Source organism: Amycolatopsis sp. NPDC021455 (assembly GCF_040640995.1).
GTDB lineage: Bacteria > Actinomycetota > Actinomycetes > Mycobacteriales > Pseudonocardiaceae > Amycolatopsis.
This window is the reverse complement of sequence record NZ_JBFACT010000035.1, coordinates 54,639-79,155: the sequence shown is the minus strand read 5'-3', so window position 1 is coordinate 79,155 and position 24,517 is coordinate 54,639. Positions and strand designations below refer to the sequence as shown.

The following is a 24,517-nucleotide window of genomic DNA, read 5'->3' as shown; positions in this document are numbered from 1 at the left end:
CGTCATGAACAATTCCACGGAAACCAAGGTCGCCCGTTTCATGACCGACACGCCGTTGCCGGCGGGCCCGCTCGAGGTCGTCACCTCGGAGGACCCCACGGCTTGCTGCATCAACCTCCTGCGCGCCCTGCACGCGGCCGAGGAGGCGACGCAGACGGCGCGGGCCCAGAACCTGGCGGACCAGGCATACCGCCGGGCCTTCGGCACCGGCTACCACGCCGAGGTGCCGGCCGTCGGGGTCGCCTCGCTCGGTGACCTGTCCGCCGGGGCGCTGATCGACGTGATGACCCGCTGACCACCGGAGCTTTCCGGTCGCTTTTCGGAAATGAAATGGATGTCATGAAGTTGACCCGCATCGAAGAATTCGTGAACGCTCAGGGCCCGGTCGCCGCGCTGGAGGTGCCGTCGGTCCTCCAGCCGGTCGGCTGCACCCTCGACGCCGCGTTCCACGCGGCCAGGGCCGCGTTCAACGCGACGAAGGCCGTCGACTACGAGGTCGCGGCCAAGTTCGCGCGCGAAGCCGTTCACGGCGGCTTCGCGGACGTCGACCGGAACCTTTCGGCCGCGGCGATCCGCTATGACTCCTCGAGCGAGGAACTGCTCGCGGTTCGCCTCGGCCTGGTCTGAGCGCTCCAGGAACACGGGGATGCTCCGGCGGACACGCCGGGGCATCCCCGTCGTCATGCGGGCAGGGGGACTTCGGCGGTGACCCCGTCGGGCCACGTCAGGGTGACGTGGTGGCCGTCCGCGGCAAGCGCCAGGGACGGATCCGGGTGGTCCGGACCGTCGCGGTCCAGGACGACGACGGCGGCGAACACGGCTCCCGGCTCCGGGGGCCCATCGGTGGCGACGAACGGGATCGCGGTCCACTCGCCCAACGGCGAGACGCCGGACTCGACGGCCACCTCCGCCGTCGTGAACCCCCGCAACGGACGCACCTCCGACCGGAGGTCCGGCGTCCGCGCGGCGGCCACCCCCGGCTCGGCCACCGGCCGCGCCGCGCCCGACACCGGCCAGCCGCTGAGCCGCAGCGACCGGACCGGCACCTCGGCGCCGCCGACCCGCGCGAGCCGCACCTCGACCCCGTTCCGCACCACGGAAGCCACCGTCAGGACCGGGCCCGGCACGACCGGCCCGCCACGGCCGGAGCCGTGGTCGGGTGAGTCGTCGCCGGCCGTGTCGACCCAGCGGACCCGGCCCCGCGACGCCGCGGCCAGCACGCCGCCCGGCAGCTCGGTCGCGTAGCACGTCGAGAACCCCGCCCGGTGGCTCGCCCGGCCGTCCGCGTCCAGCAGGAACACCGTGTTGTCGGGCACGGAACCGAGCGGCGGGACCGTGGCCGTCGAATACCCGAGCCGGGCGTAGAGCGGGGAGTCGCTTCGCTGGTCCCCGACGCGCGCGTGGTCGGTGCCGTGGTTGACGACCAGGGCGATGCCGTCGCGGCGCCGTCCCGAAACCAGCCAGCCGGGTGCGACGACGACCCGGGCGACGTCGTCCGTCTCGATCGGGAGCGGCTCTTCGACGTCCGTCCACACGGGATGGTGCGCGGGCAGTGCGAGGCCCAGCATCCCCTTGGCCGCCCAGTACGGCGATCCCGGCCCGGAGTACGCCTGCCGCATGGCGGGCCAGGCGCGGTGCCAGCCGAGGGTCAGCAGGTCGTCCGGTGCCATGGCGCCGGCGAAGTGCCGCACCATCCCGCCGGCCACCCGCCGGGTCAGGCCCGGCGAAAGCCGTGACGTCCCGGTGAGCGCGCCGACCCAGAACGGCGCCGCGGCGGCGAAGCGGTAGACCAGGCTGCGCCCCTGGAGCAGGGGCGAGCCGTCGCCGCCGACCAGCCGCACGGCGTCGTCGAGGTACTCCCGGAGGTCCGCGGCCCACCGGTGCCGCAGCGAACCCGGGCACAGGCTGCCCGTGACGTCGAAGAAATGCGTCCACAGCAACGGGTACAGGTGCAGGGCCCAGCCCGTGTAGTGGTCGTAGGCGCGCTCGTCGCCGTCGCTGAGCCAGCCGCCGGGCCGCCGCAGCGACGAGTGCACGGCGAGGTCCTCCTCGACGTCCGCCGCCGACCACGGACCGCCTGCCTCGCGCAGGAACGACTCGACGACGATCCGGAACCACACCCAGTTGATCGGCGGGTAGGGCTGCCCGACCACCGTCGCGAGCCAGGCGACGACCCGCTCCCGGACGGCGTCGTCCAGGCGGTCCCACAGCCACGGCCGGGTCAGCTGGAGCACCAGCGCGATCGACGCGGCCTCCACTTTGGACTGACCGAGCTCGTCGGGCCGCGGCCACGCCTCCGGTGAGGCCGGATCGGTCCCGGCGGCCAGCCCGCGCGCGTAGTGCTCGAGCAGGCCGCCGGGGTCCGCGCCGCCCTCCCCGGCGACGCGGAAGCCGGCGAGCAGGAAGGTCCGGGCGAACCCTTCCAGCCCGTCGGAGACCCGGCCGTTGCGGCTGGCCGGGCCGGGCAGGTCGATCCGGGCGCCACCGGGCGAGCGGTACCGGCCCGCCGCGGCGAGCAGCCGGTCCGCGAGCGCGGTCCAGTGCCCGCGCGTCCAGCCGGTGTACGGCGAGAGCCGCCGATCCTCGACGGCGGTCATGCCCGTACGGCCAGGGAGTGCCGGGTCACCGGGGCCCGGGGTGGCTGGAGCCGGGCGTCCCATGCGCCCCAATGTGGCGTTGGTTGCGTCCAACGCACCGAACGCCACATTGGGTGCGTCCAACGCACCGAACGCCACATTGGGTGCGTCCAACGCACCCAATGCCACATTGGGGCGCGTCGCTCGGCCGCGGTCATGCCTGCACCGCCAGGGAATGCCGGGTCACCGGGGCCCGCGGCGGCAGGCCCGCGGCGTAACGCTCGAGCTCGCCGATCGCCTCGGCGCTCATCCGGCGGGTCTCCGAACCCAGCGACCCCGCGATGTGCGGTGTCAGCACCACGTTCGGCAGGTCGTAGAGCGGCGAGCCGGCGGGCAGCGGCTCCGGCTCGGTGACGTCGAGGACGGCGTGGAGACCGTCGGCGTCGCAGGCGTGTTCGAGTGCCGCGGTGTCGACGAGCGCGCCCCGGGCGGTGTTGATCAGCACCGCGCCGGGCGGCAGGGCGGCCAGCTCCGCCGCGCCGATCATGTGCCGGGTTTCCGGCAGCGACGGCGCGTGCAGGCTCAGCACGTCCGCCTGGGGCAGGGCTTCCGCCAACGAAGCGGGCTCCGCCCCGGCCGCCAGGATCTCGCCGGCATCGACGACCGGGTCGACGACGAGGATGCGGGCGATGTCCAGCTGCCGCAGCAGCGCGGCGACCCGGCGGCCGACGCGGGAGAAGCCGACCAGCACGACCGTCCGGTCCCGGCCGGACAGCTCGCCCCGCTGGTCCCGGTAGCGCCAGTCCTCCCGGAACTTCCGGGCGTCGGCGGCCAGGAAGGGCACCTTCTTGAACGCCCAGAGGATCGCGCCCAGGGTGTACTGGGCGACCGGTTCGGCGTTGGCGTCGGCGGCGGTGGTGACCCGCAGGCCCCGGTCGAAGACCGCCGCGCCGACGTGGTCGCGGACGCTGCCCGCCGCGTGCAGCACGGCCCGCAGGTTCGGCGCGGCCCGCAGCACCTCGTCGTCCAGCGGGGGACAGCCCCACGACGTGATCAGCACCTCCACCTCCGCCAGCCGCGCCCGGACGCGCGCCGAGGCGAGTTCGTCCGTGCACAGCGGCTCGCCGAGCCGGGCGGTGGCGCGCAGCCGCGCCAGTTCCGCTTCGCCGAACTGCACCTCCATCGTGTCGGGCGCCATCACGAGCAGGGTTTCCGGCCGACGGGTCACTTGACGCTGCCCGCCGCCAGCCCGGACCGCCATTGCCGGTGCAGCAGGACGAACGCGACCACCAGCGGCAGCACGGCCAGGAGGGAGCCGGTGATCACGAGCGGGCTGTACTGCGGGAACTGGGTCACGCGCGTGCTCCACTGGTAGAGGCCGAGGCTCATCGGGAACAGCTTCGGGTCGGTGAGCATGACCAGCGGCAGGAAGAAGTTGTTCCAGATCCCGACGAACTGGAACAGGAAGATCGTCACCAGGCCGGGCCGCATCATCGGCAGTGCGATGGTGAAGAACGTCCGCAGTTCGCTCGCGCCGTCCGTCCTCGCGGCTTCCAGGACTTCGCCCGGCACCGCGGCCTCGGCGTAGACGCGGGCGAGGTAGACGCCGAAGGGGTTGGTCAGCAAGGGGACGAACACCGCCCAGAACGTCCCGACCACGTGGAGCTGCGAAGCCAGCAGGTACAGCGGCAGGGCCAGCGCCGTGGTCGGCACGAGGACGCCGGCCAGCGTCACCGCGAACAGCGCGCGCCGGCCCGGGAAGTCGAGTTTCGCGATCGCGTACCCGCAGGCCGCGCAGATGAACGAGCCGAGCACCGCGCCGAGGCCGGCGTAGAGCAGCGAGTTGCGGATCCAGGCCAGGAAGACGCCGTTCTCCTGGGTGAACAGGGCACCGAGGTTGGCGCCGAGGTTGAACTGCCCGAACTCGAACGCGCCGGTCGTGGAGAAGTCGCCGACGGACTTGGTGGCCGAGGTGACCAGCCAGACCAACGGTAGGACCGCGTACAGCGAGGCCAGGACCAGCAGGACGTGCACGACCGTGCGTGACGTCCACCGCGAACCTGCAGGGGACAGGGCAGTCACCGGGACCTCCGGGCGGACAGGCGCATGACCAGCGCCGAGAGCAGGGCGGAAACGACGGCCAGGAGCACGGACGCGGCGGCGGCGCGGCCGTAGTCGTTGGCGATGAACGCGGCTTCGTACACGTAGAGACTCGGGGACCAGGTGCTCGTCACCGAACCGGTGAACCCGCGCAGCACCAGCGGTTCGGTGAACAGCTGCAGGGAGCCGATGACGGTGAAGACCAGGGCGACGAACATCGTGGGCCGGATCATCGGGACCTTGATCGACCACGCCGTCCGGAACCCGCCGGCGCCGTCGGCCCGAGCGGCCTCGAGGACGTCCCGGGGCACCGCCTGCAGCGCGGTGTAGAAGATGATCATGTTGTAGCCGACCCACTGCCAGGTCGCGATGTTCACGATCGAGGGCAGGATGCCGGTCTTGCCCAGCGGGTCGAACGGCAGGAGCGCGGTCAGCCCGGAGTTGGGGCTGTACAGGTAGGCCCAGATGAGCCCGGTGATCACGGTCGGGACCGCGTAGGGCAGGAAGACGGCCAGGGACCACAGCCGCCGCAGGCGCACGACGGCGGAGTCGATCAGCAGCGCGAGGACGAGCGCCAGGCCGAGCATGATCGGGATGTGCACCAGCACGAACAACGCCACGTTGCCGAGGCTGGCGTGGAACGCGCTGTCGGTGAGGACGTCGAGGTAGTTGCCGAGGGCGACGAACGCCTGGTGCGGGCCCGAGAACCCCAAGCCGGACAACCGATCGGTGAACAGGCTCAGGTAGAGCGCGTACCCGATCGGCACGAGCACGGTGAGGGTCAGCAGGATCGCGAACGGGGCCGCCAGGGTGAGGCCGGCCCGGCCGCGCCGTTCCCGTACCGGGATGCCCGGGCCGGCCGGTGCCTGCGTGCTCGCGGCGCGCTCGGGGGTGAGGACGGTCATCAGGCTTTTCCTTCCAGCACGGTCAATCCCCGCTCGCGGAGCGCGGCGACGGCGTCTCCCTGCGTCTGCCGGACGGCGGTGGCCAGGGTGGTGCCGCCCGTCTTCACCCCGGCCATGCGGTCGACGACGGTCGAGAAGATCCGCAGGGCGTTGGGGCCCCACGTCCAGTCCGGGACGCGGCGGGCGGCCTCGTCGAGGACGTCGTACACCGGGGCGCCGAGGAAGAACCCGCCCTTGTACGCCTTCCGCGCGACGTCCCGGCTCGGCAGGTAGCCGGGGAACGGCGTGGTGAACGTGGTGCCGATCTTCGCCACGGCCGCGTCGGTGCTGAGCCAGCGCAGGAACTTCACGGCCGCGTCGGGCACCTTGCTTTCCGCGGAGACGGCGAACGCGCTGCCGCCCTGCACGCCGTTGGCCGGCACGCCGTCCCAGGTCGGCATGGTGGTGACCGCCCACCGGCCCTTGTCCTGCGGGATGGACTTGTTCAGCGTGCCGACGCTCCAGGACGCGCCGAGCAGGCCCCACAACCGGCCGGTGTGCATCGCCCCGATCCAGTCCTGGTCGCCGGTCGGCGCGGTGGCGACCAGGCCGTCGCGGATCATGCCCTGCCAGTAGTCCGCGGTGCGCAGGGTGCCTTCGCCGCTGATGTCCACCCGCCACGAGCCGCCGTCGACGCGCCACCACGGATCGCCCGCCTGCCAGCACATCCCGGCGAAGAACGAGCCGTCGTTGAGCGGGAACGTCGTCACGCGCGCGGCCGGGTCGGCCTTCTTAACGGCTTGCGCCGCGACGCGGAACTCGTCCCACGTGCGCGGGACGGCGATCCCGTGCCGGTCGAAGAGGTCCTTGCGGTAGTAGAGGACCATCGGGGCCAGGTCCATCGGCACGGCCCAGGTGCGCCCGCCGGGCCGGACGCCCTGCCAGGCCGCGGGGGAGTAGCCGCGCTCCAGGTCCGCGAGGTCGTCGGTGAGGTCCCGCAGGCCCCCCGTGGTGAGCAGCTGCGGCAGGCCCTGGTACTCGGCGTGCAGGATGTCCGGCGCGTTGTGGGCGCGCAGCGCGTTGGTCTGCTGGGCGTAGCCGCCCTTGAGACCGGACGCGATCACGTTGAGCTCCACCGAGATGTCCGGATGCGCGGCGTTGAACGCGGCGACGTACTTGTCCATGCCGGTCAGCCACGACCAGACGGTGACGCGGGTGGCGCCGGACGCCGTGGTCGTCGACGACCCGCAAGCGCCGAGCAGGCCGCCGGCCGCGAGCCCGGCCGACGCGGACAGGAACGTCCGGCGGGTGAACCCCTGAAGCTGCATTGCTTCCTCCGTCGAAGTGATGGCTGTCACTGTCGACGTGTGCCATAGTGCGAGTCAACAATTTGCGTCACAAGCGATCACGAACGATCAGAACCGAAAGGGTGGCGGTGATGCGGCTTCCCGACGTGCGCGACCGGGCGGTCTGGGACGCCGTGGACGGCGCCGAAGGCGCCGCGATCCTCGCCGAAGCCGAGGCCGTGCTCGCGCGCCCGGCACCGGTCCTGACGGCGACGGCGTGGGCCAGGACGTTCCGCGACGGCGTCCGGACCGACTACGAAGACGCGGCCCGCGAGCTGCGTGACCGCGTGACGCTGCTGGTACTGGCCGCGGTGCTCACCGGCGAGGTACCGCCGGGCCCGGTGCCGTTCCTCGACGGCGCGATCGACGGGCTGGTCGCGCTCGCCGAGGCGACCACGTGGTGCTGGGCACCCCACGACCGGCACGCGGCCGGGCGCGGGGAAGTGCTGGCCGATCCCGACGACCCGTTCCTCGACCTCGGCGCGGCCGAGGTCGCGTCCCTGTTCGCCTGGGCCGATCACGTCCTGGGCCCGCACCTCGACATCCGGGCGCCGGGGCTGCGCAAACGTCTGCGCCGGGAGGTCGAGCTCCGCGTCCTGACGCCGTTCGAGCGCGTCCGCGACTGGCACTGGCTCGGCCTCGACGGCGACGCGCACAACTGGAACCCGTGGATCCACAGCGCCGTGCTCACCGCCGCGCTCCTGCTCGTGGCCGACGACGAGCGCCGCCGCCGGCTGGTGCGGCTGGTGGCCGAAGGGCTCGAACACTACGTCGCCGTCCTGCCCGACGACGGCGGCATCGACGAAGGCGTCGCCTACTGGTGGCACGGTGCCTGCCGCCTGCTGGAGTGCCTCGACCTGCTCGCCGACGCGGGCGTTCGGCCCGTGCTGCCCGAGCTGATCCGCTTCCCGCACCGGATGCACCTGGGCGGCGACGCGTACGTCAACGCCGGAGACGCCCCGGCCCGCCTGCCCCTGGCCCAGCCGTGGCACGTCCTGTACCGGTGGGGCGAGCGGTTCGGGGACGACGAGGTCCGGGCCCACGCGGTGAGCCGGGCCCGGGAAGGCGGGCGGCTCGTGTGGCCGTCGGCCGGTCTCGGCCGCGCCCTGACCGGTCTGCTCGACGAAGACTGGCGGAAGGCCGAACCGGGCGGGACCTGGCTCGCCCGCGAGGAATGGCTGCCGCGGGTGCAGGTGCTCGTGGCGCGGGAGACGGCGGGCACGCCACGCGGGCTGACCGTGGCGGCCAAGGCCGGGCACAACGGCGAGCGGCACAACCACCTCGACGTCGGCTCGTACTGGGTCGCCGTCGACGGGGTGCCGGTCGTGGTCGACGTCGGCCAGCCGACCTACACCGCGGACAGCTTCGGGCCGGACCGGTACCGGGCCTGGCCACTGCGCGGCGAGTGGCACAACGTGCCCGAGCCGGGCGTCACGCAGGAACCCGGGGAAGCTTTCGGGGCGCGAGACGTCCGGGTGGACCTCACCGCCTCCTCGGCGACGTTGTCCGCCGACCTCGCCGGGGCCTACCCGGGTGTGCCCCGCTGGATCCGGTCGGTGCGGCTGGTCCGCGGTCCCCACGCCCACGTCCTGGTGGAGGACGACGACAGCGTCCGGCCGGTCCGGCTGCGGCACGTCCTCGCCGGTGACGTCGAGCTGCGAGACGGCGAAGCGTTCGTGTCCCTCGAGGGAACGCGGGTGCTGCGGCTGAGCTGGGATCCCCGGCACACCACGGCGGAACTCGAAGTCCGGCCGCTGGACGACCCGCTGCTGCGAACGTCCTGGGGCGATCACCTCACCCGGCTGACGCTGCTGGTCCGCGAAGGCCCGGCGCGAGTACGGCTGGAGCAGGTCCGGTGATGCTCGCCTCCGAACGGCACCAGCTGATCCTTTCCCTGGTGCGCGAGCACGGCGCCATCCGGCTCGCCGAACTCGTCGAGCGGCTCGGCGTCACGGCGGTCACCGTGCGCCGGGACGTCACCGAGCTGGCCGACCGCGGGCTGCTGACGCGCGTGCACGGCGGCGTCACGCTGACCCGGCCCCGCGGCGGCCACCCGGAGCCCGGGCGGGCCGCGTCCGTGTTCGGCCCGGCCGTACCCGGCGCGCTGGTCGGCATGGTCGCGCCGTCCGTGGAGTACTACTGGCCGACGGTCATCCAGGGCGCCCAGTCCACTGTGGCCGCCGCGGGCGGACGGCTCGTCCTGCGCGCCTCGAGCTACGACGCGGCGGAGGACCGCCGTCAGATCACCAAGCTCCTCGAACGCGGGGTCCAGACGCTGCTGGCCGCGCCGGCCACCAGCGGCCGCGGCGCCCTCGACCTGCTGCGCTGGCTGGGCACGCTGAGCGTCCCGGTGGTGCTCGTCGAGCGCCTGCCGCCGCCGGAGCTGCCGACCCTGGCCCTCGACGCCGCCACGACCGCGCACGCGCTCGGCGCGGGACTGGCCGTCCGCCACCTGGTTTCCCTGGGCCACCGCGGGGTCGGGCTCGTCACCTCGCGTTCCAGCCCGCACAGCCCGGCCGTGCGCACCGGCTGGCGCGAGACGGTCGCGTCACTGGGCCTGGACGCCGGCGCGGCGCTGGACCTCGACGTCCCGGCCTACGGCTCCCGCGGCTGGGCGGGCGAGTACGACACCCTGCTCGACCGCTGCCGCCGGGCCGGCGTCCGCGCCCTGCTCGTGCACGCCGACCGCGAAGCCATCGGCCTGATCGAACGGGCCCGCGACGGCGGCATCGCGGTGCCCGGCGAGCTGGCGGTCGTCTCCTACGACGACGAGGTCGCGGCGGCGTCGGACCCGCCGCTGACCGCGGTGTGCCCGCCGAAGCACCGGCTCGGCGCGGTGGCCGCCGAACTCGCGCTGGCCCGGCTCACCGACACGACCGAGCGGCCCGTGCACCGGCTGCAGCTGTGGCCGACGCTCGCGGTGCGCGAATCGTGCGGCGGGGCGCCGGAACCCGCGCCCGCGTGAAATCGTCGAATTCGAACGCGCTTTTCTCGGGGTACGGCCGAACGGCGGATCCGGTTGTTTCGAAGCGGTAACGACCGGATCGCGATCTCGGGATTTACAAGATGTGGATCACCTCCTACTCTCCGCGAACGGGACATGCGAATGTTCGCATGTGGGGATTCGGAGGTGGTTCGGTTGACGCGCCCGACGGGGGCCACGGCCAGGCAGCAGATTTCGGTTCAGGAATTGATTCAGCGGGTGCGCGCGGAGAATTCCCCGCCGCCCGCGGCGGACCGCGTCGAACGGCGCGGCCAGGCTGCCGTGGTCCGGGAAACGGTTCGCACGCAGCCGGACCGCCTCACGAGGTGGCTGGTGGCAGGCGCGGGGGTGGTGACCGCGCTGAGTGCGTTCGCGGTGATTTCGTTCGCGGTGAGCGACGATCCGGAGCCGGTTCCGGCGACCCAGCCGGGTCGTCCGCCCGCGGTTTCCGTGCCGATCACGTTCGTCGGCACCCGGACGGTCACCGAAACGGTGACACCGCCGGATTCGACGTTTTATCCGCCGTACGGCTCGCCCTACGGCAGCTATTACGTCCCGGCGAAGTGAACTTGCCGGGTTGGCGCGGGGCCAGGCGGCGGAGGGCGGCGTGGGTCGTCACCGCGGCGACGACGAGCGCGGCCGCGCCGGTCACCAGGACGCGCGTGCGGGCCCGGGTGTCGCGGGCCGGGACCTCGGCGAGCGGACGGGCCACGGCGAGTTCGGTGAGCCTCCGTTCCGCCTCGGCCATCGTCGGCCGGGCCGCCGGCTCCGGCCGCAGCAGTTCGAGCACGGCGTCGAGGACCGGCCCGCCGGCCGACGGCGGCACGCCGGTGCCCGGCGGCCGCCCTTCGAGGGCGAAGTAGAGGGTGGCGCCGAGGGCGAAGACGTCCGCGGGACACGCCGGGGCCGCGCCCGCGGCCGCCTCCGGGGCGGGGAACGGGCCGTCGCCCAGCCCGAAGCCGTCGATCTTCGCCGTCCCGTCCGCGGTGACCAGCACCCGGCCCGGCCCGATCCCGCGGTGCAGGATGCCGCCGTCGTGCGCGGCGGCCAGCGCCGAAGCCAGCTGGGCGCCGAGCGCCGCGACGCGGTCCGGCGGGAAGCTCCCGTGCCGCTCGAGGAGGCCGGCCAGCGTGCGGGTCGCCAGGTACTCCGTCACGACGTACGGGGTGATGTCCTGCTCGAAGACGTCGTGCACGACGACCGCGTGCGGGTGCCGCAGCCGGATGGCCACGCGTGCTTCGCGGATCGCCTTGGCCCGGACGCGGTCCGAGTGGGCCGCGTCGAACGGGCAGCCCGGCGGCAGCCGCTTGACGGTGACGAACCGGTCGAGCAGCTCGTCGCGGGCCCGCCACACCGCGGCGCCGTCCTCGTCGCCGAGCGGGTCGAGCAGGCGGTACCGCCCGGCCAGGTCTGCTTTTTTCGCTGCCACCCGTATTCCCCCGTCCGCGTCGTCGGCTTCACTGGGGAATACGGCCGAGAGGGGCAACGGGTTCGGTGGATCGGCCTATTGTTCCGGCCGGATCGCCGGGACTGGAAGCGCTTTCAGTGAACGGCGGCCGCGGTGCTTTCGCCGGGGACGAAGGAAGGGGTGACCGATTCCGGCCCGGCCGCCGAACCGTCGAGCCGGCGCACGGCCAGCTCGACGGCCAGCGCGCCCAGTTCGCGGGCCGGGATCACCACCGCCGCCGGCCGGATCCGCTGGTTCCGGGCCACGGTTTCCGAGCACACGGCCACCACGGAGACGTCGGCGGGGACCCGCCTCCCGCGGTCCTCCAGCGCCGCCAGGACCAGCGGGAGCACCGCCTCGTCGTGGACGACCAGCCCGGTCGCCCCGCCGTCGGTGAGGACGTCGTCCAGGCAGCCGGCGACGTCTTCGGCCGTGGGCGCGCACGGCCGGGAAACCGTCCGCACGCCGTGCCGGGCGGCGGTGATCCGGAAGCCTTCGGCGAAGTCCGCCAGGTACCCCGGCCGGCGCCCCGGCGGCTCGAGGTGGGCGATCGAGCGGTGGCCGAGGTCGGCGAGGTGGCCGGCGCAGGCCTGGCCGGCCGGCGTGCAGTCGAGGGTCACCGAGGCCAGGCCGTGGTGCCGGCCGGGCGCGCCGACCAGCACCGCGGGGCGGCCGGAGGCGAGCAGCACGGGCACGCGCGGGTCGTCGTCACCGGCGTCCAGCACGATCACCGCGTCGGCCAGCGCGGCCGAGGTCACCCGGTGCAGACCCGACGTGCCTTCGTCGTCGGTGACCAGGAGCAGGTCGAAGCCGAGCTCGCGGGCGGCGCCCGCGGCCGCGGCGAAGAACTCCATCTCCACCCCCGGGTGCCGGTCGCCGTGCAGCGGCACCGCCACCGCGAGGACGCCGGCGCGGGTCGTGGGCGAGCCGGAGCGGCGCCGGTAGCCGAGGGTGCGGATGGTCTCTTCGACCCGCCGCCGCGTCGCCGCGGAGATCGTCCGCTTCCCGGTGATCACGTAGGACACCGTGCTCGCCGACACACCGGCGGCGTTCGCCACGTCGGTGATCGTCACCGCGCCACGGCCGGCGCCGGACGGCTCGTCCGCCGCGTCGCGGGAGTTCGTCATTGTCGAGCACTTTCTCGGTACCCATTGTCCGGTCCGTTGTCCGGCCGGGAGTTAGCGTTAACAAGATCGGGGGAAGGCTGACCTTAATGCCCGTCAACGTCGCTGGTCAAGCCACCTTCGTCGGGTTGCGGAAGAACGTCCGCATCGCGATTCATTCCGCCGGGCGGCAGTCGGTCACCGGTATCCCGCGGCGGCCGCCCCGGGCCAGGGCGATGAAGCCGAAGGTGGTCGTTTCGCTGGGCCGCAGCACCCCGTTCCACTCGACGCTCGAGATCGTCGAGGTGGCCCCGGTCTGCACCAGCGTGCCGTTCCACAGGTCGTCGATGCTCGTGCCGGCCGGGTTCGCCCAGCTGACCGTCCACCCGTCGAGACCGGCGCGCCCGCTGTTGCGGACGGTCACCAGGCCCTGGAACCCGCCGTCCCAGGACTTGACGACCTGGTAGCGCGCGGCGCAGGACGGCGGACCGTCCACGACGGACGTGAACGCCGTGGCGGACGGCGCCGAAGCGAGCTGGGCCGCGGCACTGTCGGGCTCCCGGCGCGGCGGGAGCGACGTCGCCGCCACGATCGCGGCCGCGGTGAGGACCAGCGCGGTGCCGGCGAAGACCATGCGGGACCGGCGGGAGCGGCGGGGACGGGCCGGTCCGGGCTCGGGTGCCGCGGGGGCGCCCGGCACGGCCGCCCCCGGGAGGGTGCAGCGGCTGAACAGCCGGGCGGCCTCGGCCATCGTGGGCCTGGCGGCGGGATCGGAGTGCAGGAGCCGGAGGACGACGTCGGTGGCCGGGCCGCTGGTGCGCGGCGGGGTGATGTCGCCGCTGCCGACGCGTTTGAGCAGCGCCAGCTGGTTATCGTCGGTGCCGAACGGCGGGCGCCCTTCGAGTGCCGTGTAGAGCGTCGCGCCGAGCGAGTAGACGTCGGAGGGGAAGCCGGGTTCGGCGCCGTCCGCCACTTCCGGGGCCAGGTAGGCCGGCGTGCCGACGACCAGCCCGCGCCCGGTGACGCTGCCTTCGCCGCGGGCGTGGGCCACCCCGAAGTCGGTGATCTTCGCCGCGCCGTCGGTGGTGACGAGGACGTTGTTGGGGCTGATGTCGCGGTGCACCACGCCTTCCGCGTGCGCCGCGGCCAGTGCCGAGGCGAGCTGGCCACCGAGTTCCGCCGCGTACTCCGGCACCAGCGGGCCCTCTTCTTCCAGGAGCTCGGTGAGCGTGCGGGAGGGCAGGTACTCCATCGCGATGTACGACATGGACTCGTGCTCGACGACGTCGTACACGACGACCGCGTGCGGGTGCCGCAGGCGGGCGGCGACGCGGGCCTCGCGGATCGCCCGCTCGCGGGTGCGCTCTTCGGCCGCCGGGTCGGCGGGGGACTCCGGGAAGAGCTGCTTGATCGCGACCACGCGGCCGAGCCGTTCGTCCTTGGCCCGCCAGACGGCCCCCATCGCGCCGTGACCCGCCCGGCCGAGTACGCGATAGCGGTCGGCGATCACTGCCCCTTCGTACACGAACAAGCTCCCCTCAGCCGGTGTGCCGTCATGGGGGAACACGGCCGGTTCCGGTGCCCAGTTCGGCTTACCGGCGGAAATCACTCACCTGGGTGGGGGATACGGAATAGCGTTCGACGAATTCGCTCCGGATCCCGGAATGGGGTCGGCGCGCTACGGAAAAAAGGCCGATCCGGTTGTGTCGGAACGATAACGGTATCGGTATCGGCGCCGGCGCCGCTCAGTTCGTCCGGCAGCTGACGACCGGGACGCCCGCACCGCCGCCGGCGCGGATTTCGTTCAGCCCGAACGTGGCCGACGCACCCGGTTCGATCAGCGCGTTCCAGCCCGCGTCCGTGACGGTCACCGACGAGCCGTCCCGGATCAGGGTGCCGTTCCAGAGGTCGCGGATGCCGGTACCGGCGGGCAGCACCCACGTCACCGTCCAGCCGCTCAGGCGCGTCGGCCGGTCGTTGTGGACGGTCACCTCCGCCTGCGCCCCGTCCGGCCAGGTGCTCGTCACGGCGTAGTGCGCGGTGCACCCGCCGGCGGCGGGTGCCGGGGCGAGGTGCGGCGAAGGCGCCGGTGTCGACGGCACTTCGGCGGCCCGGAGCCGGGTCGTCGCGCCCGCCGTCGTGGTGCTGCTGACGGTGTGGTCCGCGGTGACGGTCGTGGCCGGGTACCGGATGGGGGCCGCCGTGGTCTCGGGCCCGTCGGTGAGGGCGACGCCGGCGACCACTCCGGCGCAGGTCAGGCTCACGGCGACGCCGGACACCGCGATGCGGCGGAGCCGGGATCGCCGGGGGACGTCCGCGACGGCCGGCCGGCCCACCGCGGCCAGCAGCTCCACCGCTTCCTGCATCGACGGGCGCGCGGCGGGGTCGCGTTCGAGCATCCGCATCAGCACGCCGGTCAGCGGGCCGCCGTGGGCGGGCGGGACGAGCTGGTTTTCGGTGATCCGCCGGAGCAGGGTGATCGGGTCGTCGCTGGTGCCGAAGGGCGGAGTGCCCTCCAGGGCGGTGTAGAGCGTGGCGCCGAGCGAATACACGTCCGACGGCAGGCCGGCCTCGCCGCCCCGGGCGACCTCCGGGGCCAGGTAGGGGAGGGTGCCGACGACGACGTCGTCCTCGGCGGCGGAGTGGTCGCCGAGCGCGCGCGACACCCCGAAGTCGGTGATCCGGGCGGTGCCGTCGCCGGTGACGAGCACGTTGTTCGGCGTCACGTCCCGGTGCAGGATCCAGTCCCCGTGCGCGGCGGCCAGCGCCGCGGCGACCTGGCGCCCGAGCCGCAGGACGTCGCACCGCGGCAGCGGGCCGCGTTCGACGAGCAGCTCGGTCAGCGACCGGGCGGGCACGTACTCCATGACCAGGTACATCGAGCCGGCGTCTTCGAACACGTCGTACACCGCGACGGCGTTCGGGTGCCGCAGCCGGGAGGCCAGCCGCGCTTCACGCAGCGCCCGGTCGCAGGTTTCGGCGACCTTGCCCGGGTCGTTCGTCGGCTCTCGCAGGAACTGCTTGACCGCCACCACGCGGTCCAGCCGCTCGTCCCTGGCCCGCCACACCAGGCTCGTCGAGCCGCGGCCGAGGTGCCCCAGGAGCCGGTACCGCCCGTTCACGAGCTGTTCCTCGAAAGCCACCCATACCCCTGCGCCGGTCGACGACTGCGAAAACGCTCTGCTTTTTAGCAGATGATCGCCTTCGGGTGGGGCTCCGGTGGCAACCGTTATCGGAATCGATGCGTTCGACGGCCGTTTTGCATTCCGGACATTGGTCGCCGCCGGTGCCCGGGTTCGACGGATTCACCGGATTCCGGCGGGGTGGGTATCACCCGGTCGGCTGACCGGCGCCGGCCTCCTCCAGCGCGGTCCGCAGGCCGGCGAGCGAGGACGCCAGCTGGTCGAGAGCGCGCGCGGTCAGCGGCGCGGCCAGCCAGGTGCGCAGGCCGTCCTCGAGGGCGGGCGTGGCCGCGTCCAGCAGGCGCCGGCCGTCGGCGGTCAGGTCGATCAGCGAGGAGCGGCGGTTCTCCGGGTTCGGGCGGCGCCCGACCCAGCCCGCGGCTTCGAGCCGGTCGACCGCCTTGCTGGTGGCGCCCACGGTGATCGCGATGTCGTGGGCGAGGTCCTGGACGCGGCAGGCGTCCCGGCCGCCGATGACCCGCAGGAACTCGAACTGGCCGGCGGTGAGGCCGTGCTCGGCCCGCAGCCGCTGGTCGAGTGCGTTGTAGAGCCTCGTCTCGTACCGGACGAGGTCGGCGAACACCCGCGTGAGGTCGGTCACGAAAAATCCTTCGCTAGAAAGTCATTCCTTGGAATATAGTCTGGCCGGACAAGGCATCCTAGCGATGCTCTGCGAACCTCGGAGGCACGACCATGACCGACACCCTCGTCGTCGACACCGCACTCGGCGCTCTGCGCGGCCGGGCGGTGCCCGGCGGCGGCCGGGTCTTCGCCGGGATCCCGTTCGCCGCGCCGCCGGTCGGACGGCGCCGGTTCCGCCCGCCGGGCCCGCCGGAGCCGTGGCGGGGCGTCCGCGACGCGGGCCGGTTCGCCGCGGCGCCGGCCCAGGGCGTCTCGGCGCTGATGGGGGAGGAGAACACGAAGTCGTCGTTCCCCGGCTTCCCGACGGCGAGCCTGGGCGAGACGTCCGAGGACTGCCTGTACCTGAACGTCTGGACGCCCCCGGCCGGCGGGCCGCGCCCGGTGATCGTGTGGATCTACGGCGGCGGGTACGAAGCGGGCTCCGCGGCGCCGCCGTACACGGACGGGGCGGCGCTCGCCCGCGGGACCGGCGCGGTGGTGGTGGCGGCCAACTACCGGCTGGGCGCGCTCGGGTTCCTGCACCTGGCGGACCTCGGCGGCGAGACGAACCTCGCGCTGCAGGACCAGGCGGCGGCGCTGCGCTGGGTGCGGGACAACATCGCCGCGTTCGGGGGCGACCCGGGCAACGTGACGGTGGCCGGGCAGTCCGCCGGCGCGTACTCGGTCGGCGCACTGCTGGCCACTCCGGCGGCGGCCGGGACGTTCCACAAGGCGATCCTCCAGAGCGGCAGCACGTTCCGCGGCTTCGACCGGGCCACGGCCACTGCCGTGGCCGAGGATCTCCTCGCCGCGCTCGGGCTCGACGGGCCCGAGGCCCTGCGGACGGTGCCGCTCGAGCGGATCCTGGCCGCGCAGAGCGGAGTGGTGGACGGCGACATCGGCCGCCGCAACCTCCCGGGCGGCCGGTCGTGGGGCGCGGTCGTCGACGGCGAGGTGCTGCCCACGATCCCGCACCGGGCGGTGGTCGAGGGCGGGGTGGCCGCGGTGCCGTTGCTGATCGGGGTCAACCGCGACGAGGTCCGCCTCTTCCAGACCATCGCCGGCGACCGGTTCGCCCCCGGCGGGGAAGCGGACCTGCTGGCGGAGATGCGGCGGGCCGGCGTCCCCGACCCGGCGGGCGTCCTCGACGCGTACCGGGCCTCGGGGCTTGATCTGCCCTCGATGCGCAGCGCGTTCCTGACGGACGCGATCTACCGCGTCCCGGCGGCGCGGCTGGCCCGCGACCAGGTGGCGGCCGGTGGGCGGGCGTACCACTACGAGTTCCGCGACGAGCCCTGCGGGCCGGTGATGGGCGCGTTCCACGGTGCGGAGCTGCTGTACGTGTTCGACAAGCTGGCGGAGGCCGGCGCGGACAGCCCGGAACGGCTCGCGGTGCGCGACGAGCTTTTGGGTGCTTGGGCGGCTTTCGCGGCCGATGGTGATCCGGGGTGGCCTGTTTTTGGTGGTGCGGGGGAGGGGGTTTCGCAGGCTTTCGGGGATGCCTCGGCTTCGAGTGGTGTCAGGTCGCCTTGACGCTTGCGGCTCGGTGGCCCACCACCCCGAAGCCGCCATTGTGACTACGGACGGTAGTACCGCGTCAAGGCGGGAAAGCGTGCCTTGACCCGGCACTACCGTCCGTGTTCTGGCTTCGTATCGGGGTTGCGGGGGAGTCTGGGTGAGCGCCGGTTGGTCTTCGGCGTGCCGTTCACGCCGGCTCGGCATCTGCAAGGGGCGCTGCGGCTTTGCCGGAACCCTGGGGCTGGCGTGGTGTGGCGGCCCGGGCCGGGGGGCCGGTTGTGGCCCGGTTGGTGGTTCGCGGCTTCTGCGATGGCGTTGTGCTGCGTCCGCCGGGCGGTCGTGTCCCGGGCGGTCGGCTCGGCGGCCGGTGGGCGGTCGTAATCCGATCGAGTGGTCCCGCGGCTCCGGCGATGGCGCTCTGCCGCGGCCGGCGGTCAGGTCGTGACCCGGTCGGGTGGGCTCGGCGGCCAGGTGATCGGCGAGCGGCGTGGGAGGAACCGCCGGTCGGGATGGGGGCGTACCGTGTGGGCATCGCGGTTCAACCGGTAGCCGTCCGCTCGTTTTGCCCTGCGTCCGTCCGCAGGTGGCGCGGGGAGTGGGCCCGGTGCCCGATCCCGGCGCCACCCCCTCGCTCGAGGAGGTCCCTGTGCTCGACCAGATCGCCGCGCCGAGCGCCCGTGTCGATGTTCCGTCCGTGATGACCCTGCGGGTGACCGCCACGGCGGAAGCCACGGTCGTCGCCGTGCGTGGGGAGATCGATCTGCCCGTGCTCGGCCGGCTCAGGAGCCGCGTGGGGGATGAGATCGACCTCGCGCCGCGTGCGCTCGTCCTGGACCTGATGGACGTCGGCTTCTGCGGGGCCGGTGGGATCACCGAACTGCTGGTCGCCGCTTCGGAAGCGCACGTCAGCGGGGTGCCGTTCGCCATCGCCACCGACCGGCGGGCCGTGCTGCGCCCGGTCCGGGTCCTGCGGCTCGAGCAGGCGCTGCCGATCCACCGCAGTGTCGCCGCCGCGCTGGACTGGCTGGCCGTGCTTCCCCGCCTCCGCCGCCACTGACGCCCGGGGCAGGTGAGCCGTGCCCGACCCGTACGCCGTGCTGGGTGTCGCCGCGACCGCGACGGACCGCGAACTCGCCGCCGCCTTCCGCCGCCGGGTCCGGGAGGTGCACCCCGACGCCCCGGGCGGCGACGGTGACCGCTTCGCCGCGGTCGTGGCCGCCTACGAACTGCTGCGCGACCCCCGCCGGCGCGCCGAGTTCGACCGCCGCACGCGCGGGGTTCCGGTGCCGGTCCGCCGTCACTCCGCCCGGAAGACGGACGTCCCGGACGTGCGCGCCGGACCGGTGCGGCACCACCAGTCCTGACGTCCTGCGCCGAAGCCGGCCGCCGCGGTCAGCGGTCGTCCAGCCGCTCCCGCTGCGGCGTCACCACGTACTTCGGGTCCTTTGTGGACGCGACGCCCGCCTCGAACACCCCGAACCGCTGCAGCACGCTGCCGGCGAACAGCGCCGCCCCCGCGGCCACGGAGACCGCGCGGCCGCGGTGCCCGAGCAAGGCTCCGGCCAAACCCATGGCGGTCAGCCGTTCGGACCACTTCCGCAGGCGGTGCGCTTTGCCGGTGGTGTAGGCCTCCGCCGCCAGCCCGAGGCGCTTTTCCAGCACCTTGGACGCCACCAGCTCGGTCGCGGCGCCGAAGACGGCCAGCGTGCGGGCGGGCCCCGCTTCCGCCACTGGCACCAGGGCCATCGCGAAACCGCCGGAACTCGCGGCCGCCGAGCCGGTGAAGACGAACGGCAGCTCCGCGTGCGCTTCGTGCCAGGCCGGGACCGCCGTCTGCGACAGCAGCACGGCCGTGTAGGACGCGACCGCCGGGGCGACGACCGCCGAGGAGAGCCCGGCGGGCCGGGCCGCCGCGCGCAGCAGTCGTACGGGCAAAGCCTGCCCGGACGGCAGCACCTCGGCGACCGCGGCGAGACCCACCCCGGGCCCGTAGGCGCTGAGGATCCAGGTGCCCACGCTCATCGGCGACGTCGGTTTCGCGACGCGCAGCATGTGGTGGAACCGCTCCGGCCGGCCGAGGTCGGCGACGAGCAGGTACACACTCGCCAGCAGCGCGGCGAGAGAGCCCGTCCGGCCCGCGCGGCGCAAGGCCGGCCGTCCGGTCAGGTCCGCGCCCGCGGCCAGCAGCGCCGTGCCCGCCGACAACCCGCCGGTGAACAGGTATGCCGGCACCTTCCACTCCCACACCGGCGGCTTGAGCACCGGCCTGCCGTAGTAGGACCGGAACTCCGCCCGGGGCACCATCAGCTCTTCCCGGGAGCCGCCGCGCTTGCGACGGCCCGGCGGCCGGGCGTGCCGGTCGGCCGCCTGGTCGTCGCTGCGCGGCTCGCGCGGGGTCACCGGCGCCTCCTTCCGAACGACGCGAACGACGCGACCGCGGCCGTGAGCAGCGCCGACGCGGCCACCCCGGCGTACTTCCACATCGCGGGCAGGTCCCGGGTCGGCACCACGGGATCCGGCGGCAGCCCGTAGACCTCGGGCTCGTCGAGCAGCAGGAAGAACGCGCCGTTGCCGCCGACCCCGTCGGCCGGGTCGTGGCCGTAGAGCCGGGCCTCGGTGACCCCGCGCTCGTGCAGCTCCTCGACGCGGCGGGCCGCCCGCTCGCGCAGCTCGTCGAGCTCGCCGAACTGGATCGAGTCCGTCGGGCAGGCCTTGGCGCACGCCGGTTCGAGGCCGTCGTGGAGCCGGTCGTAGCAGAGCGTGCACTTCTGCGCCCGCCCGTCGCCCGGACGGCGGTCGATGACCCCGTACGGGCAGCCCGAAACGCAGTACCCGCAGCCGTTGCAGATGTCCTGCTGCACGACCACCGTGCCGAACTCGGTGCGGAACAGCGCCCCGGTCGGGCAGACGTCGAGGCAGCCCGCGTGCGTGCAGTGCTTGCAGACGTCCGACGCCATCAGCCAGCGGAAGTCCGTCCGGCCCTCGGCGCCGGTCTGCGAGCCCGGCAGGTCGAACGACGGCATCCCGAGGTCTTCGGGTTCCCGCGGCAAGGGCGAGGTGCCCAGCTCGCCGCCGCCGCGCGGGGCGTCCCGCAGCTCGTCGGCGACGAACGCGGTGGTCACGTCGATCGCCGACGGCCCGGTCGGCAGCCCTTCGAGTCCCGGCGACTGCTCGCCCAGCGGACGCTGCTGCTCGACGAAGGCCACGTGCCGCCACGAGTTCGCGCCCAGCGCGCCGGTGTTGTCGAACGACATCCCGAGCAGGTCGAGCCCGTCTTCGGGCACGTTGTTCCACTCCTTGCAGGCGACTTCGCAAGCCTTGCAGCCGATGCACACCGACGTGTCGGTGAAGAACCCGACGCGCGGCGGGTGCCCGGTGTGGCCGGCTTCCCCGGCGACGTCCGGCAGCGGCCCGGACAGCCGGTCCTCGATCGTCATGATTCGTCCTCGGATTCGACGTGCGGGACCTCGTGGGCGGTCGCCACCCGGGTACCCGTTTCCGGCGTGATGCCGGCCCGGGTGCGGTACTCCTCGAGCACCGCGAGCAGTTCGGCGCCGCGCGGCCGCCGCCCGGGCCGGACGTCACAGGTGGCGACCTTGCTTTCCTGGATGAAGACGTTCGGGTCCACGACGACGCCGAACAGGTCGTTCACGACGTCCCGCGAGACCAGCCCGGACGAACCCCAGTGGTAGGGCATCCACACCTGGTGCACGACCCGGTCCTGGACCCGCAGCGGCGCCATCCGGTCGGTGACGACCACCCGCGCCTCGACGGCCGCGCGCGCGGTGATCACGTGCGCCCAGCCCAGGTGCGAAAGCCCGCGCAGCTTCGCCAGCTCGGGGGAGACCTCGACGAACAGGTCCGGCTGCAGCTCCGACAGGTACGGCAGCGTCCGGCTCATCCCGCCGGCGGTGTGGTGCTCGGTCAGCCGCGCGGCGGTGAACACGAACGGGAACACCTCGCCGCCGTCCTCGGGTGGCGACGGGTGGGACGGGTTGTCCCGGCGGCCGTAGACCTTCCGCGCCGGGTTGCCCTGCTGGGTGTAGAACGGGTTGCGGAACGGCGATTCGTGCGGCTCGTAGTGCGTCGGCAGCGGGCCGTCGGCCAGCCCCGTCGGGGCGAACAGCCACGCCTTGCCGTCCGACTGCATGACGAACGGGTCGTCGCCGCGCAGCGCGTCCGGGCCGACGGCGTCCGGCGGCGGCACGTACTCCGGCGGCTTGGTCTTCTCGAAGTCGGGGACGTCGTGCCCGGTCCATTCGCGACGGTCGGCATCCCACCACACCAGGGCCTTGCGCTCGCTCCACGGCCGGCCCTGCGGGTCGGCTGACGCGCGGTTGTAGAGCACCCGCCGGTTCAGCGGCCAGACCCAGCCCCACTCCAGGGCGTAGAAGTCCTGCTCGAACCGCGATTTCCGGCGCGCGGCCTGGTTGACGCCGTCGGCGTAGACGCCGCTGTAGATCCAGCAGCCGCACGACGTACTGCCGTCCGCCTTGAGGTCGAGGTAGCCGGACAGCTCGCGGCCGGTGGTCAGGTCCTGGCCGTTGATCCGCCGCAGCACGTCGTCGGCCGACGGCTCGTCGCCGTGCACCTCGTAGTCCCAGGCCAGGTCGAGCACCGGGCGGTCGCGCTCGTCGTCCGAGCCGGCCAGCCGCTCCCGGACCAGCCGCCCGAGGTGGTGGAAGAACCAGAGTTCCGAGCGCTGGTCGCCGGACGGCTCGACGGCCTTTTCGCGCCACTGCAGCATGCGCTGGGTCTGGGTGAACGACCCTTCCTTCTCCACGTGCGAGGCGGCGGGGAAGAAGAACACCTCGGTGCGGCACCGCTCCGGCACGATCTCGCCGGTCTCGACCTCCGGCGCGTCCTTCCAGAAGGTGGCGCTCTCGATCATCGTCAGGTCGCGGACGACCAGCCAGTCGAGGTTGGCCATGCCGAGCCGCTGCAGCCGGCCGTGCGCGGACCCGACGGCCGGGTTCTGCCCGAGCAGGAAGTAGCCGGACACTTTGCCCTCGACCATGTCCATCACGGTGCGGTAGGTGCCGTGGTCGCCGTTGATCCGCGGTAGGTAGCCGAAGCAGAAGTCGTTGTCCGGCGTGGCTTTCTCGCCCCAGTACTCCTTCAGCAGCGACACGGTGTAGGCGTCGGCGTTGCGCCAGAAGCCTTTCTGCTTGTCCCCGCGGATGCTTTCGAGGTACTCGCCGAGTGTCGTGTGCTGCGGGGTGGGCATCGGCAGGTAGCCGGGCAGCAGGTTGAACAGCGTCGGGATGTCGGTCGAGCCCTGGATGCTGGCGTGCCCGCGCAGCGCGAACACACCGCCGCCGGGCCGGCCGATGTTGCCCAGCAGCAGCTGGATGATCGAGCCCGCCCGGATGTACTGCGCGCCGACGCTGTGCTGGGTCCAGCCCACGCTGTAGACGAGCGCGGCGGTCCGTTCGCGGCCCGAGTTGCGCGTCCAGGCGTCACAGACCCGCTGGAAGAGCTCCTTCGGCGTTCCGCAGGTGGCCTCGACCATCTCCGGGGTGTAGCGGGCGAAGTGGCGCTTGAGGATCTGGAACACGCACCGCGGGTGCCGCAGCGTCGGGTCGGCGGCGATCTCCTCGCTGCCGCCTTCGAGCACCGGGCCGCCCGAGCCGTGCTGGTCGGACTGCGACGTCTCCTTGCCGTGGCCCTTCCCGTCCGGCGACCGGACGTTCTCGTAGTGCCAGGTCGACGGGTCGTAGGCGGCCTTGGCCTCGTCGTAGCCGCTGAAGAGGCCGTCGAGGTCCTCGGTGTCCCGGAAGTCCTCGGACACCAGGAAGGACGCGTTGGTGTAGGCGACCACGTACTCCCGGAAGTCCAGGTCGTTGCTCAGGATGTGGTTGATCACGCCCCCGAGGAACGCGATGTCCGTGCCGGCCCGCAGCGGGACGTGGGCGTCGGCGAGCGCGCTCGTCCGGGTGAAGCGCGGGTCGACGTGGAAGACCTCGGCCCCGCGGGCCTTCGCCTCCATCACCCACTGGAACCCCACCGGGTGCGCCTCGGCCATGTTCGAGCCCATGATGACCACGCAGTCGGAGTTCTGCAGGTCCTGCTGGTAGTCCGTCGCACCGCCGCGACCGAAGGAGGTCCCCAGACCGGGAACCGTGGCGGAGTGTCAAATGCGGGCCTGGTTCTCGATCTGGATCGCGCCCAGCGCCGTGAAGAGCTTCTTGATCAGGTAGTTCTCTTCGTTGTCCAGGGTGGCGCCGCCGAGGCTCGCGATGCCCATGGTGCGCCGCAGCGGCTTCCCGTGCTCGTCGGTCTCCTGCCAGCCTTTGCGCCGGGCGTCCAGCACGCGGTCGGCGACCATGGCCATCGCGGTGCCGAGGTCCAGGTCGGTCCACTCGGTCGCGTAGGGGGCGCGGTAGCGGACCTTCTGCTCGCGCTGCGGCCCGGTAACCAGCTGCTTGCTCGCCGAGCCCTTGGGGCACAGGCGGCCGCGCGAGATCGGGCTGTGCGGGTCGCCTTCGATCTGGACGACCTTTTCGCCCTTGACGAAGACCTGCTGCCCGCACCCGACGGCGCAGTAGGGACAGACGGACTTGGCCACCCGGTCGGCGCTCGCGGTGCGCGGGGTCAGGGCCGCCGACCGCGGGGACTCCGCCGCCTTGCCCCGCCCGAGCGGGTCGGTCCCGGTCAGCTGGCGGTACACGGGCCAGGATTCGAGCCACTTCCGTGGTCCCATGTCACCTCCCGACCGCGACCCGGCGGCCGCTTCCCGAACGGCGGCTACCCCGGC

At 73.3% G+C, this 24,517-nt stretch carries 20 protein-coding genes; 7 read left to right on the top strand and 13 right to left on the bottom strand.

Annotated elements, in window-relative coordinates; translation table 11 throughout:
- Positions 1-4 precede the first annotated feature (4 nt).
- Positions 5-295: a hypothetical protein gene (locus tag AB0G28_RS30880; RefSeq protein ID WP_361096828.1), complete on the top strand. Its 291-nt coding sequence runs from the start codon at positions 5-7 to the stop codon at positions 293-295.
- Positions 296-339: 44 nt separating this feature from the next.
- Positions 340-627, top strand: a complete 288-nt coding sequence (locus tag AB0G28_RS30875; RefSeq protein ID WP_361096825.1) for a hypothetical protein — start codon at positions 340-342, stop codon at positions 625-627.
- A gap of 53 nt (positions 628-680) precedes the next feature.
- Here AB0G28_RS30875 and AB0G28_RS30870 read toward each other — a convergent pair whose 3' ends face one another.
- From AB0G28_RS30870 to AB0G28_RS30850, 5 genes are all read right to left on the bottom strand, one after another.
- Positions 681-2,597 (bottom strand): DUF2264 domain-containing protein, encoded by a 1,917-nt coding sequence (locus tag AB0G28_RS30870; RefSeq protein WP_361096822.1) that lies wholly within the window; start codon positions 2,595-2,597, stop codon positions 681-683.
- Between the two features lie 193 nt (positions 2,598-2,790).
- Positions 2,791-3,804, bottom strand: coding sequence for a hydroxyacid dehydrogenase (locus AB0G28_RS30865; protein ID WP_361096819.1), 1,014 nt, complete (start codon positions 3,802-3,804; stop codon positions 2,791-2,793).
- Positions 3,801-4,610: a carbohydrate ABC transporter permease gene (locus AB0G28_RS30860; protein WP_361096857.1), complete on the bottom strand. Its 810-nt coding sequence runs from the start codon at positions 4,608-4,610 to the stop codon at positions 3,801-3,803. The genes AB0G28_RS30865 and AB0G28_RS30860 overlap by 4 nt, the downstream gene beginning before the upstream one ends.
- Before the next feature lie 44 nt (positions 4,611-4,654).
- Entirely contained in the window at positions 4,655-5,581 is a 927-nt protein-coding gene (locus AB0G28_RS30855) for a sugar ABC transporter permease (protein ID WP_361096816.1), read from the bottom strand.
- A complete protein-coding gene (locus tag AB0G28_RS30850; RefSeq protein ID WP_361096813.1) occupies positions 5,581-6,888 on the bottom strand; it encodes a sugar ABC transporter substrate-binding protein in 1,308 nt (435 codons plus the stop codon). The genes AB0G28_RS30855 and AB0G28_RS30850 overlap by 1 nt, the downstream gene beginning before the upstream one ends.
- Positions 6,889-6,998: 110 nt before the next feature.
- On the opposite strand from AB0G28_RS30850, the gene AB0G28_RS30845 reads away from it, so the two are divergent.
- The gene (locus AB0G28_RS30845) at positions 6,999-8,765 is read left to right on the top strand and encodes a heparinase II/III family protein (protein ID WP_361096810.1); all 1,767 of its coding nucleotides are present in this window, start codon (positions 6,999-7,001) and stop codon (positions 8,763-8,765) included.
- The gene (locus AB0G28_RS30840) at positions 8,765-9,871 is read left to right on the top strand and encodes a substrate-binding domain-containing protein (RefSeq protein WP_361096807.1); all 1,107 of its coding nucleotides are present in this window, start codon (positions 8,765-8,767) and stop codon (positions 9,869-9,871) included. Before AB0G28_RS30845 ends, AB0G28_RS30840 begins: the two co-directional genes overlap by 1 nt.
- Before the next feature lie 499 nt (positions 9,872-10,370).
- Here AB0G28_RS30840 and AB0G28_RS30835 read toward each other — a convergent pair whose 3' ends face one another.
- From AB0G28_RS30835 to AB0G28_RS30815, 5 genes are all read right to left on the bottom strand, one after another.
- Positions 10,371-11,318 (bottom strand): protein kinase, encoded by a 948-nt coding sequence (locus AB0G28_RS30835; RefSeq protein WP_361096804.1) that lies wholly within the window; start codon positions 11,316-11,318, stop codon positions 10,371-10,373.
- A gap of 113 nt (positions 11,319-11,431) precedes the next feature.
- Positions 11,432-12,463 carry a LacI family DNA-binding transcriptional regulator gene (locus tag AB0G28_RS30830; protein ID WP_361096800.1) on the bottom strand — a complete coding sequence of 344 codons (1,032 nt, stop codon included), beginning with the start codon at positions 12,461-12,463 and terminating at the stop codon, positions 11,432-11,434.
- 151 nt (positions 12,464-12,614) lie between these two features.
- Positions 12,615-13,964: a protein kinase gene (locus tag AB0G28_RS30825; RefSeq protein ID WP_361096797.1), complete on the bottom strand. Its 1,350-nt coding sequence runs from the start codon at positions 13,962-13,964 to the stop codon at positions 12,615-12,617.
- A gap of 220 nt (positions 13,965-14,184) precedes the next feature.
- Positions 14,185-15,582 carry a protein kinase gene (locus AB0G28_RS30820; protein ID WP_361096794.1) on the bottom strand — a complete coding sequence of 466 codons (1,398 nt, stop codon included), beginning with the start codon at positions 15,580-15,582 and terminating at the stop codon, positions 14,185-14,187.
- Between the two features lie 187 nt (positions 15,583-15,769).
- Complete coding sequence (locus AB0G28_RS30815) at positions 15,770-16,222, bottom strand: MarR family winged helix-turn-helix transcriptional regulator (protein ID WP_361096791.1); 453 nt, start codon at positions 16,220-16,222, stop codon at positions 15,770-15,772.
- Positions 16,223-16,314: 92 nt separating this feature from the next.
- On the opposite strand from AB0G28_RS30815, the gene AB0G28_RS30810 reads away from it, so the two are divergent.
- The 3 genes from AB0G28_RS30810 to AB0G28_RS30800 all read left to right on the top strand — a co-directional run bounded on the left by AB0G28_RS30810 (position 16,315) and on the right by AB0G28_RS30800 (position 19,124).
- On the top strand, positions 16,315-17,775 hold the full coding sequence (locus tag AB0G28_RS30810) for a carboxylesterase family protein (protein WP_361096788.1): 1,461 nt from the start codon (positions 16,315-16,317) through the stop codon (positions 17,773-17,775).
- A 631-nt stretch (positions 17,776-18,406) separates the two neighbouring features.
- Positions 18,407-18,817 (top strand): STAS domain-containing protein, encoded by a 411-nt coding sequence (locus AB0G28_RS30805; RefSeq protein WP_361096785.1) that lies wholly within the window; start codon positions 18,407-18,409, stop codon positions 18,815-18,817.
- Positions 18,818-18,836: 19 nt separating this feature from the next.
- Positions 18,837-19,124: a J domain-containing protein gene (locus AB0G28_RS30800; RefSeq protein WP_361096782.1), complete on the top strand. Its 288-nt coding sequence runs from the start codon at positions 18,837-18,839 to the stop codon at positions 19,122-19,124.
- Between the two features lie 28 nt (positions 19,125-19,152).
- Here the strand turns inward: AB0G28_RS30800 and nrfD are convergent, their stop codons facing one another.
- From nrfD to fdh, 3 genes are read right to left on the bottom strand one after another with little or no spacing between them, the layout of a single operon-like run.
- Positions 19,153-20,160: an NrfD/PsrC family molybdoenzyme membrane anchor subunit gene (nrfD, locus tag AB0G28_RS30795; protein WP_361096779.1), complete on the bottom strand. Its 1,008-nt coding sequence runs from the start codon at positions 20,158-20,160 to the stop codon at positions 19,153-19,155.
- Positions 20,157-21,197 carry a 4Fe-4S dicluster domain-containing protein gene (locus tag AB0G28_RS30790; RefSeq protein WP_361096776.1) on the bottom strand — a complete coding sequence of 347 codons (1,041 nt, stop codon included), beginning with the start codon at positions 21,195-21,197 and terminating at the stop codon, positions 20,157-20,159. Before AB0G28_RS30790 ends, nrfD begins: the two co-directional genes overlap by 4 nt.
- On the bottom strand, positions 21,194-24,463 hold the full coding sequence (gene fdh / locus AB0G28_RS30785) for a formate dehydrogenase (RefSeq protein ID WP_361096773.1): 3,270 nt from the start codon (positions 24,461-24,463) through the stop codon (positions 21,194-21,196). Before fdh ends, AB0G28_RS30790 begins: the two co-directional genes overlap by 4 nt.
- Positions 24,464-24,517 lie beyond the last annotated feature (54 nt).